Origin of the sequence: Polaromonas sp. YR568, from assembly GCF_943369415.1 — a bacterium.
Classification (GTDB): Bacteria; Pseudomonadota; Gammaproteobacteria; order Burkholderiales; family Burkholderiaceae_C; genus Polaromonas.
Map to the genome: position 1 here is coordinate 1 of NZ_CALRNF020000022.1, position 20,704 is coordinate 20,704.

A 20,704-nucleotide genomic window follows, 5' to 3' on the forward strand; every position below is an offset into this window, starting at 1 on the left:
ATGCCCAGCGTCTGATGACATTCAATGTCGCCACGTCTATCACTCCTAATTTCCCCTGCTTTTAAAACAAGCAGGGTAGTGCCTACGTGGGTCAGATTTGGATGGAAATTACTGCGTTAAGTGGATCAGATTTCGACGGAATTCAACAACTTCGGTGCTTGGCGCAATGTCGGTAAGGATGGCGTCTTCATTTCCAAGCAATTCTACATTCAATCCTTTAAGTTATGTAATTATGTGTAAAATTAGTGTATTAGATACTTTATACGCTGCAATCAGGATTGCCGTTGTAATGAGATGATGTCCATGGTTATTGAGTAACCGTATAGCGTCACTGCTATCTAACTCACCTGTAATAACGATGTTTGCCTGGGTGGCCTCGCTGCTGATCAGCGGCCTGTGGCGGCGTTCCGCGCGCTTCACGCCCCGGCTGTGCCTGGCGCTGCCGGCCGCCGGTGCCGGCGCGCTGGGCGGGCTGTTGCTGGCGACGCTGTATGCGCTGTTTTCAGGCTGGGGTGTGCCCGCGCAGCGAACCATCTGGATGCTGGCCGCGGTGGTCCTGCTGCGCCAAAGCGGCCGGCAGTGGCCCTGGGCGCAGACCTGGCTGCTGGCCATGGCCGTGGTGGTGGCGATAGACCCCTGGGCGCTGATGCAGGCCGGGTTCTGGTTGTCTTTCGTCGCGGTGGGCGTCCTGTTTGCGACGGATTCCGGCGCCTCCGACGCCCGTGGCGCCGAAGAACCGCCGGCACAAGCTTGGCGGCGGCATTGGCCGCGCTGGCTCGCCGGCCTGGCCCGCGCAGCGCGCGAGCAATGGGTGGTCACGCTCGCGCTCACGCCCCTGTCGCTGCTGCTGTTCAACCAGGTCTCGTTGGTCGGGCTGCTGGCCAATGCCGTGGCCATTCCCGCCGTGACCCTGCTCATCACGCCGTTGGCCTTGCTGGGCGTGCTGTGGGCGCCGGCCTGGCAGGCGACGGCGGGCTGCGTCAGCGTGCTGGCGCTGTTCCTGCAGTGGCTGGCCCACTGGCCTTTCGCCTCGATCAGCGTGGCCGCCGCGCCGCTGTGGTGTGCCGTCGCGGGTGTGGCGGGCGGCGGCCTGCTGGCCATGCGCCTGCCCTGGCACTGGCGCGTGCTGGGCATTCCGCTGCTGCTGCCCGTGCTGCTGTGGCAGCCGCCGCGGGTCGCGCCCGGGCAGTTCGAACTGCTGGCGGCCGACATCGGCCAGGGCAATGCGGTGCTGGTGCGCACCGCCGGCCACAGCCTGCTCTACGACGCCGGCCCGCGCTTTTCGCGAGAAAGCGATGCCGGCCACCGCGTGCTGGTGCCCTTGCTGCGCGCGCTGGGCGAGCGGCTGGACGTCCTCATGGTCAGCCACCGCGACATCGACCACATAGGCGGGGCGGCCACCGTGCTGGCCATGCAGCCAGGCGCCCGCTTCCTCAGTTCGATTGAAGACACGCACCCGCTACAGGCCCTGCGCAAGGCTGAACGCTGTGCGGCCGGCCAGCGATGGGAATGGGACGGCGTGCGGTTCGAGGTGCTGCACCCGGCCGCCGGGGCCTACGAAGTGCTTGCCAAGCCCAATGCCATGAGCTGCGTGCTCCGCATCTCCACCGGCAGCCGAACGGCCCTGCTGGTGGGCGACATCGAAGCGCCTCAGGAGCTGGCCCTGGCCACCGGCGACCCGGGCCGCCTCAAGGCCGACTTCCTGCTGGTACCTCACCACGGCAGCAAGACCTCGTCGACCACGGCTTTCCTCGACGCCGTGCAGCCGCACTGGGTCGTGGCGCAGGCGGGCTACCGCAACCGCTTCGGCCACCCCGCTGAAGCGGTTGCGGCGCGCTACGAGGCGCGCGGCATACGCCTCGTGAAATCCCCGCAATGCGGGGCGGCGATGTGGAGCAGCCAGGATCCGGATGCGCTGCGCTGCCAGCGGGAAGAGGGCAAACGCTACTGGCATCATGTGCCCGGGCGTTAAAAATGTCTGATCACACGCCGCCTTGGCGCATAACTTGCTAAGCTACGTCAAAACAATTGCCCTGCGCAAAACTTGCTGGAGATCAAGCCAATGAGCCGACCGATGTTTGACGAAATGAATGCCACGGGATCCAGCGTCCGTGAGCACTACCAGGGTTACCAGCGGTGGCTGGCCAAGCAGTCCGACGCCGTGATGGAGGCGCGCCGCGCCGAAGCCGAGATGATTTTCCGCCGCGTCGGCATCACCTTTGCCGTGTACGGCGCCAAGGACGAGGACGGCGCCGGCACCGAGCGCCTGATTCCCTTCGACCTGATCCCGCGCATCATTCCCGCCCACGAGTGGGCCAACATGGAAAAAGGCCTGGTCCAGCGCGTCACGGCGCTCAACCGCTTTATCCACGACGTGTACCACGGCCAGGAAATCATCAAGGCCGGCGTCGTCCCGTCGGAGCAGATCTTCCAGAACGCGCAGTTCCGCCCCGAGATGATGGGCGTGGACGTTCCCGGCAACATCTATTCGCACATCAGCGGCATCGACATCGTGCGCGCGCCCAATGCGCAGGGCGAGGGCGAGTACTACGTGCTCGAAGACAACCTGCGCGTGCCCAGCGGCGTGAGCTACATGCTGGAAGACCGCAAGATGATGATGCGGCTCTTCCCCGAGCTCTTCAGCGAAAACCGCGTGGCCCCGGTCGCCCACTACCCCGACCTGCTGCTCGAAACCCTGCGCGGCATGGCGCCGCCCGCCACGGCCGAGCCCACGGTGGTGGTGCTCACGCCCGGCATGTACAACTCGGCCTACTTCGAACACGCCTTCCTCGCGCAGCAGATGGGCGTGGAACTGGTCGAAGGCCAGGACCTCTTCGTCAAGGACAACTTCGTCTACATGCGCACCACGCGCGGCCCCAAGCGCGTCGACGTGATCTACCGCCGCGTCGACGACGACTTCCTGGACCCGCTGGCCTTCCGCCCCAATTCCACGCTGGGCTGCGCCGGCCTGCTCAACGTCTACCGCAGCGGCAATGTCTCGCTGTGCAACGCCATCGGCACCGGCGTGGCCGACGACAAGTCGATCTACCCCTATGTGCCCAAGATGATCGAGTTCTACCTCGGCGAAAAACCCATCCTCAAGAACGTGCCCACCTACATGTGCCGCAACAACGAGGACCTGCAGTACACGCTGGCCAACCTCAAGGACCTGGTCGTCAAGGAAGTGCACGGCGCGGGCGGCTACGGCATGCTGGTCGGCCCGGCAGCGACCAAGGCCGAAATCGAGGAATTCCGCGCGGCCTTGCTGGCCAACCCCTCGGGCTACATCGCCCAGCCCACGCTCAGCCTTTCCACCTGCCCGACCTATGTCGAAAGCGGCATCGCGCCGCGCCACATCGACTTGCGTCCCTTCGTGCTGAGCGGCAAGGAAGTGCAGATGGTGCCCGGCGGCCTTACGCGTGTGGCGCTGAAAGACGGCTCGCTGGTGGTCAATTCCTCGCAAGGCGGCGGCACCAAGGACACCTGGATCCTGGAAGGCCCGTCGTCGCCCGTGATGTCGCAGTCTCAATCGCAGTCGCAGACCCAGGGAGGGAAATAATCATGTTGTCTCGTACTGCTGACCATCTTTTCTGGATGTCGCGTTATACGGAGCGCGCAGAGAACACCGCACGCATGCTCGACGTCAACTACCAGACCTCGCTGCTGCCGCAGTCCGCCGCCGTCGTGCAGGGCGGCTGGCAAAGCCTGCTGAGCATCAGCGAGCTCAAGCCTTCCTACACGGCCAAATACGGCGACACCGTCAACCCGCGCGAGGTCATGGACTTCATGGTGCGCGACGAGCAGAACTCCTCCAGCATCGTCTCCTGCCTGCAGAACGCCCGCGAGAACGCCCGTGCCGTGCGCGGCACGCTGACCACCGAAGTCTGGGAAACCCAGAACCAGACCTATCTTGAAGTCATCCGCATGCTGCGCAACGGCGACTTCGAGCGCGACCCCGGCCAGTTTTTTGAATGGGTGAAGTTCCGCTCGCACCTGTCGCGCGGCGTCACCGCCGGCACCATGCTGCAGGACGAGGCCTTCCACTTCCTGCGCCTGGGCACTTTCCTGGAACGCGCCGACAACACCGCGCGCCTGGTCGACGTGAAATTCCATGCGGTGCAAAACGACTTCATCGGCACAGACGGCGAGAAAGACCAGGAATACGATTTCTACCACTGGAGCGCGATCCTGCGCAGCGTCTCCGGCTTCGAGGTCTACCGCAAGGTCTACCGCGACGTCATCAAGCCCGAGCGCGTCGCCGAGCTGCTGATTTTGCGGCCCGACATGCCGCGCTCGCTGCTGGCCTGCCTGAACGAGCTCATGAGCAACCTCGCCATGGTGACCAGCGACACGGCCAGCGAAACCCAGCGCCGTGCCGGCAAGCTGCGCGCCGACCTGCAGTACGCCCGCATCGACGAAATCCTCGCCACCGGCCTGCATGCCTTCCTGACCCAGTTCCTGGACCGTGTCAACGAGATAGGCGCGCACATCAGCCGCGAATTTCTTGTGCCGGCTACACATTGAGCCCCCACGTTCGCTCGCTGCGCGTAGCTCTCGAGGCCTTGCAGGCCGCGGCTCGCGAGACGCTTCGCCCCTGTCGCCCGTCCAAGCCTGCGCAGGCAGGCTTGGAGCCGCGGGCTCCAGCCCCTCAGGGGCGCTGCGCCTGCGGCCCGGCAAAGCCGGTTCCGCGGCCCCTGCTGGCGAAAACCCCTCTCTCGGCGACGCTGCAGTGCGGTCGCGGTGCGTCCGATTCAGTATTTGCTCGAGCATGAAACTGCACGTCCGGCACATCACCGACTACCGGTATACGGAGCCGTTGCGCTACGCGCTGCAGACGCTGTGGCTCACGCCGCAGTCGGGCCCGGCGCAGACGGTGCATTACTGGAGCCTGGGCGCGCCCGAAAAGCTGTTCACCCAGCGCGACGCCTTCGGCAACACCATCAGTTCCTACACCTTTGTCGGCACAGATGCCAACAACGTGCGCTGGAGCCTGGTCAACGCGGCCGGCGACGTGGAAACCTTCGGCGTGGCCGAGTTCAACGACCCCGAAACCCTGCCGCACCCGTATTTCTTTCTGCGCGCCACGCATCTGGCCGAACCGCACTTTGAACTCGCGGAATTCGGCCGGCGTTTTATCCCGCAAAGCGTGGACGGCACGGCCAGCCTGCAGTCCCTGCTGGCCCTGAGCCAGGGCGTGGCCGGGGCCGTCAGCTACCTCAAGAACAGCACCAGCGTGACCACCACCGCGCTCGAAGCCTTCAGGTCAGGGGCAGGCGTCTGCCAGGACCAAGCCCATGTGATGGTCGCCATCTGCCGCAGCCTGGGCTACCCGGCGCGTTACGTCAGCGGCTACTTCTACGCCGCCAACGAACCCGACCTGGCCAGCCACGCCTGGTGCGACGTCTGCCTGGACGTGGCCACGCGCCGCTGGGTCAGCATAGACGTCACCCACCACTGCCTGATCGACGAGCGCCACGTGCGCCTGGCCATGGGCACCGACTACAACGCCTGCCCGCCCATCAAGGGCGTGCGCCAGGGCGGCGGGGAAGAGTCCATGACGGTGGAGATCACGATTCAGCCGGTGTGAGGCAACTTGGCTTGTTACTTGTACGCGAGATTGCGCGGGTAGCCGGGTACGTGGATACTGATTCGAAACGTCAAATTTTCTTATAAGTAGTTGATTTGTATGTGATTTCAGGATAAATTTGTATTTATCAAAAATATACCTGAAATGAACCAAATCCTTGAACTCAGTCCGCATCAGACGCGCCAGTACATTGACGCGGAAACCGTGTTCCTGGAACTGCAACGAGCCAGGCGTGAGGCGGCTGAAGTGCGCGGTTCGATGTTTTGGCGAACCCAGTCTGGCACTGAGTACCTGATTCGGGAGTCTTCCGGTGGAGGACAGAAGTCGCTGGGCTCCCGTGGACCTGAGACGGAGCAGATCTATGAGCGCTTCAAGGCGCGCAAGGAGCAGGCGCAAAGCAGGCTTGCCGCATTGTCTGATGCTGCGAAGAATCAGCAACGGCTCAACAAGGCGCTTCGCGTAGGCCGTGTTCCCGGCATTGTCATCAAAACTCTGAACGCCCTGCAGGCAGCGGGGCTTCAGGATCACTTCATGACCATTGGCACACACAGCCTTTACGCCTACGAGAGTGCCTGCGGCGTCAGATTTACGCCGGATGCCATGGCCACGCAGGACATTGATTTGCTGTTCGACAGCCGCAAGCGCATCTCCTTCATGTCAAGAATGAAGAAACTCGACAGCTCGTTTATTGGCGCTTTGCAAAAGGCCGATCCCACGTTCAGGGTCATGCCAGACCAGAGGCAAACTGCCATTAACGACAGTGGCTTTGAGGTCGACGTGATTCGACGCTTGGTAAAAGACGGCGACCCTCACCCTTTCAGAATGAGCAGCGATGAAAATGACCTGTGGGCTGTTCAAGTCGAAGGTGGAGACAAGATGTTGAACAGTGAGCGGTTCAGCCAGGTGGTGGTGGCGGAGACTGGCCACATGGCCGTGATGAATACCATGAACCCCATCACCTTCATTGCGCTGAAGAAAATGATGTCAATGTCGGCAGGGCGAGACCCGAGGAAGCGGCTTAAGGATGGACTGCAAGCTGAACTGGTACAGCAGCTGGTACAAACGCATATGCCGCAGTATGTGAAGTAGGCGGGCAGATCAGCAGCGGAAAATTTCTCACCACAGAGACTTGCAGGACGGTGGAGATCACCATCCAGCCGGTATGAAACCGATGCGGGATAGCGAGGCGTGGGGTGATACGGTGGATGCTTAGCACGCCCGCGTCCGTCCCGTTTATCCTTGCAACCTGAAGGACGCTGCCACCATGACCGCCATGACCGATATTCGACACGCAAATTTTCCCGAGGACCTTGAGCACGTCGTCGCCATCCTCCGGGAGTACGTCGCCAGCCCCAGCGTGAGTCTGGCCTTCCAGAACTACGAGGCGGAATTCGCTGCCTTGCCCGGAAAGTACGCCGCACCCGAAGGCTGCCTGCTTCTCGCATGGAAGAGGCAAACCGTCGTCGGATGCGCCGCGCTTCGCCGCGTTGACGCAAGCACCTGTGAAATGAAGCGCGTCTACGTGCGGCCGGATGCAAGAGGCGAAAGCCTTGGCCGGCGGCTCATCGAACGCATCCTCGATGAAGCGCGGGGCGCGGGCTACTCCCGCATCTGCCTCGATGTCCTGCCTGAGTTCTCCGCCGCACAGCGCATCTACGAGTCCCTGGGTTTTCAAGCTTCGGCGCCTGTCACCTTCAACCCCGTTCCCGGCACCAAGTACCTGGCGCTTGAACTCTCCCCGTCACGGCGTGCGGATGCTGCCTGAGCCATCCGTCGAATGGACATTTCACAGCCGGCTCCGCTGTCTGTGGAACGCCGCTCATGCCAATCGTCAGGCTGTCGAGAATAAACTCCAGTTCCCATGACAACAGCCCTGCTTGTTATCGACGTTCAAAAGGCCCTCTGCTCTGGTGACGGTGCGGCCTTTGAAAGCCGGCGCGTCATCGACAGGATCAACGCCGTGTCCGCCAAGGCCCGGGCCGCGGGCGCTCCCGTCATCCTGATCCAGCACGAGTCGCCCGGCGGTTCGCTCGCGCACGGAACCGAAGGTTGGAAACTCGCCGACGGCCTGGATGCCCGGCCGGGCGATGTCTACCTGCGCAAGAAGGCGACCGACTCGTTCCACAACACCGAACTGCAGGCCCTGCTGCTGCAGCATGCTGTCAAGGAACTGGTCATCTGCGGCCTGCAAAGCGATTTCTGCGTAGACACTACCACCCGGCGTGCACTGGCGCTCGGCTATCCGGTCACGCTGGTTTCGGACGGCCATTCCACGGTAGACAACGGAATCCTCACCGCCGCGCAGATCTCGGCCCACCATACGGCAACGCTGGCAAACATCATGAGCTTTGGGCCAAGAGTGACCCCGCAGCTTGCGGGCGAAATCCGGTTCACGGTTTGAACCTCGTGTGACTTCCATGCAGCACGCACTCTGGATACGCCACATTTTCTTTACCGTTCTCTTTGCCTGCCTGTGCGCTGCCGGCAATGTGGCGCCAAGGTGTGATGAGCCGGCGCTGCATGCGGCCGGATATGCGCATTCCATCAAATCGATTGAGCGCTTGCCTGAGTGGGCGGCATGGACCCGCTCCCACTCATTTCCCGTAACTTATGGCCAGTCCGTGGACAGGCAGGTGCTTATGCACGGGCGCTGCTATTGGTCGGTCTCGGTGTATGCCAACCGGCCGGAGCGCCTGGAGCTTTGGCGCGTCTTTTATGTGAACCTCTCCGGCAAGCCCGTGTTGGTTCAGGATACCGTGTCGGGCGATGCGATATCCCTGCAAACCTGGCGCACCAAGGGGGCAGGGCGTGTATATCCATGAGATGCTTTGCCGCCTGCTGAACAGGATCGTTCCAGCCGGTTTTCTCTAAATCCGTTTATGCCCAATTTCCACGCACCCATGCAGCAAACACCCTGGATGCCCATCGCCTTCGCCGAAGCCGGTATCCGCACATTCCCCGTGGGCCAGAGCAACCCCCGGGTCACCGAATACCACGCGCTCACCAATATCGCCGGCTATGACGACAAGGCCTCGTGGTGTTCTTCCTTCGTGAACTGGACTTTGGCCCAGGCCGGCATTCCCGGCACCGGGTCGGCGCTCGCGCGTTCCTGGCTGGAATGGGGCGAGCCGCTGGCCGCGCCTGTGCCCGGTTGCATCGCCGTGCTGTCGCGCGAAGACCCCGCCGGCTGGAAGGGCCACGTCGGCTTTTTCCTTCGCGCGGATGAAGAGTATGTGTATTTGTGGAGCGGCAACCAGCTCGATGAAGTGCGTGAGCATTTTTATCCGTTGGCGGCGGTGCTGGGTTATCGCTGGCCTTCGAAGAAACCATTCTGATAGGCCCTGACTCTATGCGCTCTTTAGTTTTCTTCTTGATTTTTCAGATCGTTCTTGCCGACGCAATCGCCGCGGATGTGCCGATAACCGGTACTTACAAGAAGGAGGCCTGGTGCTTCGACCAGCGAGGCTACGGAGCCGATCAATCTGATAAGTGGCGCCCGTGCAAGAAGAAAGAATATGACACGTTGACGATTCGCCGTAAGTCTGGCGATCTCTACGAAGTCGATTTTTCATTCACCCAATTTGCAACGACCGCCGGAACATGCGATTTGTCGGGTCTCTTCAGGCTCGAGAACAATACGCTTCTCGTCAGCGAGAGTGACAAAGAGTTGAAAGAAGAGGGGTGCGCCATGCAAATCCAGATCACGCCAAAGGAGTTCAAATTCAGCGATCCTGCCAATAGCTGCAGCGCAAGGCATTGCGGGCGTAACCAAAACATCAACGGCGAGGTGTTCCCTCGCAATGCGTCCCGCTAGTTTTATATGTGGCTAAAGGCTGTCGTCGCTCCTCGGCAGCGTCACTGCCTCACCCGCGCCGCCACTTCCCGCCCCAGCTCAATCACCGCCATCGCGTAATAACTGCTCCAGTTGTAGCGCGTGATCGCATAAAAGTTTTCGGTGCCCGCGACGTACTGCGGCGCGTCCTGGCCGTTGAGTAGTTCGACCAGCGCCAGCGGGCCCTGGTGTTGCAGGGCCTGGCCTTCGAGCACCGCGCCTTTGTCGGTGAAGCTGGCGACGCTAAAGGTCGGCAGGATGTCGGGCGCCATCAGCGCGTCCATGTCCAGGCGGCTTTTGTCGAAGCCGACTGGGTAGTGCGTGGGCATGCCGGGCTGCCAGTTGAAGGCCTTGAAGTAGCTCGCGACGGATCCGATCACGTCGGCGTTGCTGTTCCAGAGGTCTATGGTGCCGTCGCCGTCAAAGTCGACGGCGTACTTGACCCAGCTGGAGGGCATGAACTGCGGCATGCCCATGGCGCCGGCAAAGCTGCCGCGCGCGTCGAAGGGGTTGGCTTCGAGCCGGCTTTGCAGGGTCAGGAACTGCTCGATCTCGCCCTTGAAGAATTCGCTGCGTTCTTTGGCGCGCGGGTGGTTGGCCGGGAAGTCGAAGGCCAGGGTGGTGAGGGCGTCCATCACGCGGAAGCTGCCGGTGTCGCGGCCGTAAATGGTTTCCACGCCGATGATGCCGACGATGATCTCGGCGGGCACGCCGTATTCTTTTTCGGCGCGTTCCAGCGCCGGCTGGTTCTCCAGCCAGAAGCGCCGGCCGGCTTCGATGCGCACCGGGTCTATGAAGCGGCTGCGGTAGACGCGCCAGTTCTTGACGAAGGCTTTGGTGGGCGGCTGCATGAGGCGCACGACGGTGGCGTTGTAGCGCGAATGGCCGATGGCGTCGCGCACCCAGTCGGGGTTGAGGTCTCGGCGCGCTGCCATGTCGTCGGCAAACTGCATGGCTTCAGCGCGCGTCGAATACAGCGGGCCCTGCGCCTGCGCGGATGCCGCCACTTTTTTCCTGACCGGTTTGGCGTCAATCGCCCAGGCGGAACAGGCCAGTGCGGCTGTCAGGAAAAATGCAAATCCGGAGCGGTAAAACGACATGGGGCGGCGATCAGGTGAGAGGAGCAAGTCTGATTCTACGCAGGCCACGAAAGCTGCTTGAACTCTTCCCTGAGGGCACGAAGCTGCGGCGGTGTTTTTCCGGCATCGGCGGGCGCCGCGGCATAGCGCTGCTGCTCCAGGCGCAGCAGCCAGTCGGACAGCATCCGTCCGGCGCTGCCCTCCTGTTTGCCATAGCGGCTTGCCACTTCAAGCGCCAGCTGGCGCGGCGAGGTGGCGGGCGTGCTGGCGATGCCGGCTTTGTCCAGCCGCTTGCGCGCGCGGGCCAGCAGCCGCACCCAGGGGTCGTGCTGCGCGCGGTCCCACAAGGTCCAGCCGGCGCCCAGCAGGGCGGCCAGCACGATGATGGCGATCAGCACGTAGCTCAGGTCCTCCCAACTGGGCGACTCGAAGCCGATGTTTTTGAGCAGTTCAAGCTGCTTGCCCTGGGTGTAGTTGAGCACCCACTGGTTCCAGTTGTTGTTGGCCGCTTCCCAGAACAGGCGCAACCGGGTCATGAGCGTCGGGCTGAACGCGTTCAAGGCCTGCGCGACCGCGCCCTGCGGCACCAGCAGCCGTTCAAATTCGCCGATGCGCGCGGGGGCGACCACCGAGGTCGGGTCCACACGCACCCAGCCGCGGCCGGACTGCCAGACCTCGGCCCAGGCATGGGCGCTGCTCTGGCGCACCACCCAGTAGCCGTCGACGCTGTTGAGTTCCCCGCCCTGGTAGCCGGTGACGATGCGCGCGGGAATGTCCATGGCGCGCATCAGGATGACGAAGGACGAGGCGATGTGTTCGCAAAAGCCCTGCTTGCGGTCAAACCAGAATTCATCGGCCGTGTGCTGGCCGTACACGCCGGGCTCCAGCGTGTAGGTGTAGCCGCCCTTGCGCAGGCGGTCCAGCACCACCTCCACCAGCCGCGCAGTGTCGGCGCCCCTCAGATTCGGGTCGCCGCGGATGTCGCGGGCCAGCGCCAGGGTGCGGGGGTTGAAGCCGGGCGGCAGGTCGCGGAACTCCTGCAGTCCCGGCACGGATTGCAGCGGGCCGTGCTGGAAGGCGGGATAGCTCTGGGCCTTGTAGCGCACCAGGTCGGTGAAAGGGCGGTTGGCCAGCCACTGCAGGTCGGGTTGCATCGCGCTTTGGTAGCCCGATGGCAGCGCGGGGCTTTGCGCCGCCGCTTCCATCACGAACACCCAGGGCCGGTTGGTGGGCTCCAGCGTGACTTCGTAATTGAAGGGCGCGCCCGAGACGGCAAGGTCGGCCGTCACGCCGTAGCGCGCCGCCGTGTTCAGGCGGGGCGGGCGCCACTCGACGCCGTCGAAGCTGGACAGCACAGGGCCGCGGAAGTACATGTCCTGCTTGCGCGGCGGCGCGCCGTCGAACTTGATGCGCAGGGCCACGCTTTCATCGAGCGCCAGCTTGGCGATGGTGCCCACCTGCATGCTGGCGCTCAGGCCGCTGCGCCCGGTCATGGCGTCGCTGGGCACGCCCCACAAAGGCGCCAGCCGCGGAAACAGCAGGAACAGCACCAGCATGATGGGCATGCCCAGCAAGGCCATCCAGCCGGCGGTTTTGGCCGCCTGCGACAGCGGCGGCTTGCCGACCGGCATGTGCGCGTTGACCAGCACCGTCAGCAGGCCCAGCAGGCCCACCAGCATGCTGAAGGCGACCAGCAGGGACTGCGAATAAAAGAAATTGCTCAGCATGCAGAAGAAGCCGAGGAAGAACACCACAAACGCGTCGCGCCGCGCGCGCAGTTCCAGCGTCTTGAGCGTCAGCAGCACCACCAGCATGGTCACGCCCGCGTCGCGGCCCAGCAGTGTGCGGTGCGTGAGCCAGGTGGCGGCCACGGTCAGCGCCAGCAGCAGCACCAGCCAACGCTTGCCCGGCAGCGGCTTGGCCTGCACCGCCAGCCAGCCGCGCCAGAGGAGCACGGCGGCTGCCAGGGCGCTGCACCAGAGGGGGAGTTCGTTGACCTGCGGTAGCAATACCCAGGCGATGACCGCCAGCAGGAACAGCGTGTCTCGGGCGTCGCGAGGCAGGGCGGTGAGGCGGGTCAGCATGGGAGTTCTGTTTTCTCTGCTGAGGGCGGCTGGCCGGGGTTGCCCGGCGGCAACTCACTTTTCTTTGCTTCGCCAAAGAAAAGTAAGCAAAAGAAAGGCGACCCTGGTTGCTGCGTCCCCTGCGCTTCGCTCCGGGGCAACCTGCGGTGCTCGGGCCAGCCGGGGTCAAAAACAACTCGCTTCGCTCAAACAAGTTTTTGCCCTGATCCGTCTGGCCCTCCGCTCCTCGGCGCATCCACAAGGGGTAGGGACAGGAATACCGAACAGCCAACAGCCGAAGACAGAAACCCGAATACCTGAAGAAACAAGGACTCGCCGCGGCGAGTCCTTGTTTGTATTTGTCCCCGCTCCCGATTGCCCCTTGTGGATGCGCCGAGGAGCGCAGGTTCAGGCGGATCAGGGATCGCGTTGTTTGAGCGAAGCGCAGCGTAGCGAGTTTAGCGAGACCCCGCCTGAACCGAGCACCGCAGGTTGCCCGTAGCGAAGCGGAGGGACGCAGGAGCCAGGGTCGCCTTTTCTTTGGTGACTTTCTTTTGGCGAAGCAAAAGAAAGTTACTGGCCGCCGGGCCACTCCCGGCCAGCAACCCTACGCAGAGGGCGAGGCGCGCAAGCCGGCGCAAGACCCGGCCCCCACCCCCTTGGCCGGTTTATTGCTAACCTGCAAACATGCCTCCCCCGACCTCCCGCCCAGCGGGCAAACCCCTCCCTGACCCGCCATGGCGCGCGCAGGAGCTGCTGCTCATGAGCGAAGTCATGCGCCTGGTCGGCAAAAGCCTGGCACCGGAGGTGGTGATGCGGGAAATGCTGCACCTGATGTCGGAGCTGCTGGGCCTGAACCGGGGCCGCATCGTGCTGGCGGACTTTGTCGGGGACATCGCGCTGGAGGGCCTGGCCGAGCGCAAGTCCGCCGACCGGCAGGCGGGCGCTGCCGCACCGGCGTCCGCCATCCGCTATGCCTACGGCCTGACCAGAACCGAGATGGCGCGAGGCCGCTACGGCCCGGGTGAAGGCATCACCGGCCGGGTGCTGGCGACGGCGCAGCCCATCATCGTGCAGGACATCGACGCCGAGCCGCAGTTCCTGGCGCGTTCCGTGGCGCGGGCGCAGCTGCCGCAGGAGGTGGTGGCCTTTATCGCGCTGCCCATTGAAGTGAACCGCGAAGTGATCGGCGTGCTGGCCTGCCACCGCATCCGCAGCCGCGACAGGCAGCTCAACGACGACGTCGCGGTGCTGAGAATCCTGGCCACGCTGGCCGGCCAGCTGCTGCAGCTGCAGGCGCTGGTGGCCGAAAAAACCCGCGCGCTGCAGGCCAGAAACCAGCTGCTCACGCGCGCGCTGGAAACCGCCGCGGCGCGCTACGGCATCATCGGCACCTCGCCGGCGCTGCTGCAGGCGCTGGGCGAGCTGGAGCGCGTGTCCGAGGCCACGGCCAGCGTGCTGCTGCTGGGCGAGTCGGGCACCGGCAAGGAGCTGTTCGCGCGCGCGGTGCACCTGTCGAGCCGGCGGCGCGACCAGCCTTTCATCAAGGTCAACTGCGCGGCGATTCCCGACACGCTGTTTGAGTCGGAGCTGTTCGGCTACGAGCGCGGCGCTTTCACCGGCGCGCAGGCGGCGCGCGCGGGCTGGTTCGAGCAGGCCGACAAGGGCACGATCTTCCTCGATGAAATCGGCGAGATGCCGCTGGCGATGCAGACCAAGCTGCTGCGCGCGCTGCAGGAGGGCACCATCGTGCGGCTGGGCGGCAAGCGCGAGGTCAAGGTGGCCGTGCGCGTGGTGGCCGCCACCAACCGCGACCTGGCGCAGGACGTGCAGCGCGGCAGCTTCCGGCGCGACCTGTTCTACCGGCTCAACGTGATCCCGATACGCCTGCCCTCGCTGCGCGAGCGCGCGCAGGACATACGCGCGCTGGCGCTGCATTTCCTGAGCCGCACCAACCAGGCCAACCAGCGCAACGTGAACCTGTCGCCGGCCGCGCTGGAGCGGCTGGAGCAGCACCCCTGGCCCGGCAACATCCGCGAGCTGGGCAACACGATAGAGCGGCTGGTGCTGCTGACGGACAGCGCCATGGTGTCGGGCCGCGAGATGGAGCGCTTTCTCCCGGGCGAGGCCGCCGCCGCCGAAGCGGCGCCGCCGCGCCAGCCGGGCCCGCCCCTGGTTCGCGACTACCAGGCAGCGCAATCGCACCCGGCGGAGCAGCTCCGGCAAGCCCTGCTGGCCCACGGCGGCAACCAGTCGCGGGCGGCGCAGTCGCTGGGCCTGACGGTGCGGCAGTTCAGCTACCGGCTCAAAAAAATCGGCGCACACAATGTCGACAATTTGTAGACATTGTGTGGGGCGTCCGCCCCCGGACAGCCGGTTAAAAATCACGACTGCTATCAAGTAAATAGCATCTCAGGCCCGCCAACGGCTCAATTCACAAGATTCCTGTTTTCATCTCTCGCCATGGCGCGGCATGGCACGCGCGTTGCAATGACAGAAGAACGGCATGTGCCGTGCCCCTTCTGGAGATTGCCATGACGACACCTTCCGCCATTGACAGCGTTCTCGTTTCCCCCGAACAACTCTCCGCCATGATGGGCACCGAGCCCGTCGTGATCATCGACACCCGCGATGCCGACACCTATGCCGCCGGCCACCTGCCGGGCGCCGTCAACATGCGCGAGATCTTCACCTTCCTCGCCACCTCCACTGCCGAAGGCCTGAGCGCGCTGAAGTCCACCTTTGCCGAGCACTTCGGCGCCGTCGGCCTGTCGGGCGCCGAGACCGCGGTGTTTTACGAGGACGCGCTCAACAGCGGCTACGGCCAGTCCTGCCGCGGCTACTACCTGCTGACCTGGCTGGGCTACCCCCGGATCAAGGTGCTCAACGGCGGCTTCTCGGCCTGGACGGCCAAGGGCCTGCCCGTCAGCACCAGCGTCACGGTGCCTGCGGCCGCAGCCTTCCCCGCGAACCTGGCGATGGCCGACGTGATGCTGACCAAGGACGACGTGGCGGCCGCGCTGGGCACCGAGGCCGTGCTGCTCGACGTGCGCGACATCGACGAATGGACCGGCGAAAGCTCATCGCCCTACGGCAAGGACTTCGCGCCGCGCAAGGGCCGCCTGCCGGGCGCCAGATGGATTGAGTGGTACCGCTTCATGAAGCCCTCCGCGCAGGGCCCGGTCTTCAAGTCGCCGCTTGAAGTGCAGGCCGAATGCGCGACGGCCGGCATCGCTCCCGACGACACCGTCTACCTGTATTGCTTCAAGGGCGCGCGCGCCTCCAACAGCTTCCTGGCGCTCAAGCAGGCGGGCTTCAGCGACGTGCGCATGTACTTCGGCTCGTGGAACGAATGGTCGCGCGACGACGCGCTGCCGATTGAAACCGGCGCGCCCATCCTGAAGGCGAAGATGCCCGCGCTGGCGCTGGCCGCCTGACCTTTCAACGTCTTTGTTTTTTTATCGAGGAAACCCCATGTCCGTAGCCACCGAATCCGCACCCGCCACCGTCAAGGCCTACCTGAAACCCATAGACAGCGAAGGCCTGGCCGCCTTTGCCGCCAAGGGGCGGGCCAACCCCGGCTCGCGCGGCACCAACAAGGTCCACACCGTGCTGCAGGGCATGTACCGCAGCCTGAGCTACGTGGGCGATCATGAGGGCGTCGTGGTGGACGAGCCGCTGCACCTGTTCGGCGAGAACACCGCGCCGGCGCCCGGCGAGATCGTGCTCTCGGGCCTGGGCGGTTGCCTGGCCGTCGGCATCACGGCGGTGGCGACCTGGAAGCAGGTGAAGCTTTCGAAGCTGGAGATTTTTCTGGAAGGCGACATCGGCAACCCGGCCGCCTGGGGCGCCGGTGGCGCGATGAAGGAAGCCAAAGACATGGGCTTTCAGGCCATACGCGTGAAAGTGCTGATCGAGGGCGATGCCAGCCGCGAGGTGCTCGACGAAATCGTGCAGCACGCCAACTTTTATTCGCCGGTGGCCAACAGCATGCGCAACCCGATTCCCTTTGACATTGCGCTGGGGTGATGAGCCCCCACGGTTGCTCACTTCGTGCAGCTTCCTGCCCCTACCCACACTGGAATTTTTATGGAAGTCCTGGAACGCGCTATTGAAATCCCCGCCGCCGAGGACAACGCGGCTGCGTTGCTGCAGGCCGTGCGCGCGCTGGCCGACGGCCCGCTGGCCGAGCTGGCGGACGACATAGACCGCCGAGGCATTTACCCCAAGTCCATCCTGCAGCGCCTGGGTGAGCTGGGCGCGCTGCAGGCGCATATCGCCGACGGGGCCAGGCCCGCCGACTACGGCCTGGCGATACGCGCCATGACCGAGGTGTCGCGCGTCTGCGGCGCCACCGGCTTCATGGTGTGGTGCCATGCGGTGTGCGGCGTGTACATGGAACAGTCCGGCAACCCCGCGCTGACGGGCGAGCGCCTGGCCCTGCACAACCAGGGCCGGACGCTGGGCGCCACCGGCATGTCCAACCCCATGAAGACCTTTGCCGGCATAGAGACCTTGCTGCTGCATGCGCGCAAGGTGGCCGGCGGCTATGCCGTCAGCGGCACGCTGCCCTGGGTCAGCAACCTCGGGCCCGACCACTACTTCGGCGCGGTGGCCGACGTGGAGGCGGCCTCCGGCGAAATCATGTTCATCGTGCATTGCGATGCGCCCGGCGTGGAACTGCGCAACTGCCCGTCGTTCTCGGCGATGGAAGGCACCAACACCTGGGCGGTGCGGCTGAGCGATTATTTCGTCGGCGAGCAGGACCTGGTCGCCGACCCGGTGCGGCCCTTCATAGGCCGCATACGCGCCGCCTTCATCCTGCTGCAGACCGGCATGGGCCTGGGCGTGGCGCAAGGCGCGATCGACTCGATGTGGAAAGTGGAGCGGCAGCTCGGCCACGTCAATGAATTCCTGGAAGACCGGCCCGATGAACTCCAGGCGGAGCTCGACGAGCTGACGGCCCGCATCATGGGCCTGGCCCTGACACCCTTCGGCACCGGACGTGAATTCCTGATCGATGTGCTCGATGCGCGCGCGCATGCCTCGGAGCTTGCATTGCGCGCCGCGCAGTCGGCCCTGCTGCACCAGGGCGCGCGCGGCTACCTGATGACCTCGGACGTGCAGCGCCGGGTGCGCGAATCGCACTTCGTCGCCATCGTCACGCCGGCCCTCAAGCACCTGCGCAAGGAGATCGCGCGCCTGTCGGCCGAGGAGCAGCCGCAATGAGCATGCCGGTCGCCGCGTGGAACCTCTTCATTTGCAAGGCCTGCGGCCTGATTTATGACGAGGAAAAAGGCGACGCCGACAGCGGCCTGGCGGCCGGCACGCGCTTTGCCGACATCCCCGAGGACTGGGCTTGCCCGCTGTGCGGCGTGGGCAAAGCCGACTTTGAACCGTATGTGATGGAAGAAGCGCCGGCGCGCGAAGCCCGGCGCGGCGCTTCAGCGCGCCCTTCGTCCGCGCGCCGCGATGCCGGCACCGTTATCGTCGGCGCGGGCCGCGCCGGCTGGCAGATGGCGCAAAGCCTGCGCGCGCGCGACCCGGCGATGCCGATCACGCTGGTCACCAGCTGCAACGGCGACGTCTATGACAAGCCCATGCTGTCGGTGGCGATGGCACGGCGGATGGCGCCGGCCGGCCTGGCCCGCGAAAGCGGCGAAGCCGCGGCGCGGCGGCTGGGGGTGCGGCTGCTGGCACAAACCCGCGCGCTGCGCATCCTGCCGCAGTCGCGCCAGCTGCGCACGAACCGCGGCGCGCTGCGCTACCGCCACCTGGTGCTCGCGCACGGCGCCGAGGCGCGCCGCCTGCCGCAGTTGCCGCCGGCGCTGTGCTGGCACATCAACCACCTGTCGGCCTATGCGGCCTTTCGCGCGGCGCTGGGCGAAGAACAGCCGCGCCGCGTTGCGATTGTCGGCGCGGGCCTGATAGGGTGCGAACTCGCCAACGACCTCGCGCTGGCCGGCCACCAGGTCACCTTGCTCGATGTGGCGCAGCGGCCGCTCGCCTCATGCCTGGACGAGGAGCAGTCGCGCCGGCTGCTTGGGGCCTGGGCCGGTTTGCCGCTGGCTTTTGCCGGCGGCGTGCAGGTCGAAAGCGTCACCATCGACGAGAGGGAGGAAGCCCTCAAACGCATCACCACCGCTTGCGGCCAGGTGTTCCGCGCCGACCACATCATCGTCGCGGCCGGGCTGCAAACGCCGAACCGGCTCGCGCTGAGCGCCGGCCTGGAATGGAACAACGGCATCGCGGTGCGGCCGCACTCCCTTGCCACCAGCGTCGAGGGCATACACGCGCTCGGCGACTGCATCGCGATCAACGGGCAGGTCAGCCGCTTCATCGAGCCGATCGCGCGGCAGGCGCAGACGGTGGCGGCGAGCATTCTTGGGCAGGCGGCTGAGCCCTATGAGCAGGTGCGCGTTCCGTTGCGGATCAAGACCGGTTCATTGCCGTTCACGCTCTGAGCGCCGCCGCCAGCCGCGCGGCGCGTAAATGGCCCTGGGTAAAGGCCTCTTCAAACACCGAATAGCCCGACAAATCGCCGTGCGCAAAATGCAGCCGCTGCCACGGCGCCGGCAGCGGCTTTTGCAACGCCTGCAGGGCCGCGCCGCTCCTGATGCCGGGCACCGGCGTGCTCATCGCATGGCCATAGCGCATGACCTCCATGCGCGTGACCTTGGCCGGCAGGTCAGGGTGGGGCACCGAAAGTTGGGCCAGCACGCTGTCGCGCCAGTGCGTCCAGGGTTGCTCATACAAGTCCTTGCGCCCGGCCGCTTCGATGCCGAAGGCGCGGTAGTACGTGAGCACCGTCGCGCCGGGCACTGTCTGCAAGCTCTGGTGCATGGCGTCGACATAACCCAGCCCCGCCTTGTCGTTGTAGATCACGTTGTCCCAACTCGGCGCGGCGCCCGGCCTGTCATGCAGGGCCGCATCAATATGCAGGTTGGCGACCAGCCACGGCGCGTAACGCAGCCGGCCGGCGGCCTCGCGCAGCGCGGGCGGCGGGCTTTCCAGCACGCGCGCGGCGATGAAGAGCGGCAGGGCGAGGATGCAGTGCTCGGCCTGCCAGCGCTCCACCGCCTGCGTGGCGGCATTGAAGGCGTCGACTTCCACGCCGTGCCGGCCCGCGGCGACGCGGATCACGACGCGGCCGGTGTGCAGACGCTCGCCCAGCGGCGCGGCGAGCTGCCGGGTCAGCCAGCCGTTGCCTTCGGGCCAGGTCAGCACGCCGGCGTCGCGCTCGGCGGAGGGCGGTTCACCCGGCGCCTGAAAGCCGTGGCGGCTTGCGAAGTAATGGATACCGGCCCAGGCCGAGACGGTGTCCAGGCCCGCGCCGTAGTCGTCGCGGCAACAGTAGTCGAGATACCAGCGCAGCGGTGCACGTGTGAGCTGCTGCTGGTCCAGCCAGGCTTCAAAGGTCAAACCGTCGAGCGCGCGGTGCAGCGGCGCCGGTGCGCTGCCTGAGAGCGGAATCGAAAAAGGCGCATCTGCCGAGGCCTGCTGCACGAGACGGGCAAAGCGCTGGTAGTCAGCCAGCAGGGCAACGTCCATGTCCTGCACGGGCAGCAAGCCCTCCTGCCACTGGCCGTCGATGAACAGCCGCTCCTGCGGGCTGTGGCACAGGTGGCGCTCGTCGTATTCCCAGCGGCCGGCCACGCGCCGGCGCAGCGACAGCTCTTCCAGCAAGTCCTGCACGTCGCGCGCGGCATCGCCCGGCACCGGCAGGTAGTGCGCGCCCAGCGGGCAGGGCAGGCCGCCGACTACGCCCGCGCGGCTGTTGCCGCCGGCGCTGTCTTCGAGCTCCAGCATCGCAAAATCGTTCATGCCGCGCAGGCGCAAGGCCCGGGCCGCGGCCAGGCCGGCGACACCGCCGCCGGCGATCAGCACGCGGGTGCGCCGGGTGACGGAAGGCGCGGGCCAGACGCGGGTGTCGCCGTTGGCCGATGGGCGCAGCGTGTGGCCGCGTTCATGGTTCACGCCCAGGAAGCCGCCTTCGATGTGCCTGGCCTCTTTGCAGCCCAGCAGAGGAAGCGCGGACGCCGCCAAAAAATCACGCCGCTTCATGGTCTTGCTCCTTCCCCCGCTGGGGGAAGGCTGGGATGGGGGCTGCCGGCGATGGTGACGCCGCTAGCCCTCACCCTCT

Annotated in this window: 17 protein-coding genes and 1 pseudogene; 15 read left to right on the plus strand and 3 right to left on the minus strand. The window is 65.2% G+C overall.

The window, feature by feature from the left end; translation table 11 throughout:
- Positions 1 to 322 precede the first annotated feature (322 nt).
- From ACLV74_RS14655 to ACLV74_RS14700, 10 genes and pseudogenes are all read left to right on the plus strand, one after another.
- Positions 323 to 1,972: pseudogene (locus ACLV74_RS14655) on the plus strand (DNA internalization-related competence protein ComEC/Rec2); the annotation flags it as partial.
- 90 nt (positions 1,973 to 2,062) lie between these two features.
- Positions 2,063 to 3,559 carry a circularly permuted type 2 ATP-grasp protein gene (locus ACLV74_RS14660; RefSeq protein WP_411880131.1) on the plus strand — a complete coding sequence of 499 codons (1,497 nt, stop codon included), beginning with the start codon at positions 2,063 to 2,065 and terminating at the stop codon, positions 3,557 to 3,559.
- Between the two features lie 2 nt (positions 3,560 to 3,561).
- The gene (locus ACLV74_RS14665) at positions 3,562 to 4,524 is read left to right on the plus strand and encodes an alpha-E domain-containing protein (protein ID WP_411880132.1); all 963 of its coding nucleotides are present in this window, start codon (positions 3,562 to 3,564) and stop codon (positions 4,522 to 4,524) included.
- Between the two features lie 244 nt (positions 4,525 to 4,768).
- Positions 4,769 to 5,587: a transglutaminase family protein gene (locus ACLV74_RS14670; protein WP_411880133.1), complete on the plus strand. Its 819-nt coding sequence runs from the start codon at positions 4,769 to 4,771 to the stop codon at positions 5,585 to 5,587.
- Between the two features lie 144 nt (positions 5,588 to 5,731).
- Positions 5,732 to 6,676 carry a GSU2403 family nucleotidyltransferase fold protein gene (locus ACLV74_RS14675; RefSeq protein WP_411880134.1) on the plus strand — a complete coding sequence of 315 codons (945 nt, stop codon included), beginning with the start codon at positions 5,732 to 5,734 and terminating at the stop codon, positions 6,674 to 6,676.
- Positions 6,677 to 6,860: 184 nt separating this feature from the next.
- Complete coding sequence (locus tag ACLV74_RS14680) at positions 6,861 to 7,352, plus strand: GNAT family N-acetyltransferase (protein WP_411880207.1); 492 nt, start codon at positions 6,861 to 6,863, stop codon at positions 7,350 to 7,352.
- Between the two features lie 96 nt (positions 7,353 to 7,448).
- On the plus strand, positions 7,449 to 7,988 hold the full coding sequence (locus tag ACLV74_RS14685) for a cysteine hydrolase family protein (protein WP_411880135.1): 540 nt from the start codon (positions 7,449 to 7,451) through the stop codon (positions 7,986 to 7,988).
- 16 nt (positions 7,989 to 8,004) lie between these two features.
- Complete coding sequence (locus ACLV74_RS14690) at positions 8,005 to 8,409, plus strand: hypothetical protein (RefSeq protein ID WP_411880136.1); 405 nt, start codon at positions 8,005 to 8,007, stop codon at positions 8,407 to 8,409.
- A gap of 78 nt (positions 8,410 to 8,487) precedes the next feature.
- On the plus strand, positions 8,488 to 8,922 hold the full coding sequence (locus ACLV74_RS14695; protein ID WP_411880137.1) for a TIGR02594 family protein: 435 nt from the start codon (positions 8,488 to 8,490) through the stop codon (positions 8,920 to 8,922).
- A 14-nt stretch (positions 8,923 to 8,936) separates the two neighbouring features.
- Entirely contained in the window at positions 8,937 to 9,401 is a 465-nt protein-coding gene (locus ACLV74_RS14700) for a hypothetical protein (protein WP_411880138.1), read from the plus strand.
- A 41-nt stretch (positions 9,402 to 9,442) separates the two neighbouring features.
- Here ACLV74_RS14700 and mltB read toward each other — a convergent pair whose 3' ends face one another.
- Positions 9,443 to 10,519, minus strand: coding sequence for a lytic murein transglycosylase B (mltB, locus tag ACLV74_RS14705; protein WP_411880139.1), 1,077 nt, complete (start codon positions 10,517 to 10,519; stop codon positions 9,443 to 9,445).
- A 35-nt stretch (positions 10,520 to 10,554) separates the two neighbouring features.
- On the minus strand, positions 10,555 to 12,582 hold the full coding sequence (locus ACLV74_RS14710) for a transglutaminaseTgpA domain-containing protein (protein WP_411880140.1): 2,028 nt from the start codon (positions 12,580 to 12,582) through the stop codon (positions 10,555 to 10,557).
- 666 nt (positions 12,583 to 13,248) lie between these two features.
- On the opposite strand from ACLV74_RS14710, the gene ACLV74_RS14715 reads away from it, so the two are divergent.
- The 5 genes from ACLV74_RS14715 (at position 13,249) to ACLV74_RS14735 (ending at position 19,025) form a co-directional block, all read left to right on the plus strand.
- Positions 13,249 to 14,904: a sigma 54-interacting transcriptional regulator gene (locus ACLV74_RS14715; protein ID WP_411880141.1), complete on the plus strand. Its 1,656-nt coding sequence runs from the start codon at positions 13,249 to 13,251 to the stop codon at positions 14,902 to 14,904.
- Between the two features lie 191 nt (positions 14,905 to 15,095).
- A complete protein-coding gene (locus tag ACLV74_RS14720; RefSeq protein ID WP_411880142.1) occupies positions 15,096 to 15,998 on the plus strand; it encodes a sulfurtransferase in 903 nt (300 codons plus the stop codon).
- Positions 15,999 to 16,035: 37 nt separating this feature from the next.
- Positions 16,036 to 16,590, plus strand: a complete 555-nt coding sequence (locus ACLV74_RS14725) for an OsmC family protein (protein WP_411880143.1) — start codon at positions 16,036 to 16,038, stop codon at positions 16,588 to 16,590.
- 60 nt (positions 16,591 to 16,650) lie between these two features.
- Positions 16,651 to 17,790: an acyl-CoA dehydrogenase family protein gene (locus ACLV74_RS14730; protein WP_411880144.1), complete on the plus strand. Its 1,140-nt coding sequence runs from the start codon at positions 16,651 to 16,653 to the stop codon at positions 17,788 to 17,790.
- Positions 17,787 to 19,025: an FAD-dependent oxidoreductase gene (locus tag ACLV74_RS14735; RefSeq protein WP_411880145.1), complete on the plus strand. Its 1,239-nt coding sequence runs from the start codon at positions 17,787 to 17,789 to the stop codon at positions 19,023 to 19,025. The genes ACLV74_RS14730 and ACLV74_RS14735 overlap by 4 nt, the downstream gene beginning before the upstream one ends.
- Here ACLV74_RS14735 and ACLV74_RS14740 read toward each other — a convergent pair.
- On the minus strand, positions 19,015 to 20,625 hold the full coding sequence (locus ACLV74_RS14740; RefSeq protein ID WP_411880146.1) for an FAD-dependent oxidoreductase: 1,611 nt from the start codon (positions 20,623 to 20,625) through the stop codon (positions 19,015 to 19,017). The two genes, ACLV74_RS14735 and ACLV74_RS14740, sit on opposite strands and share 11 nt — an antisense overlap.
- Positions 20,626 to 20,704: the final 79 nt, after the last annotated feature.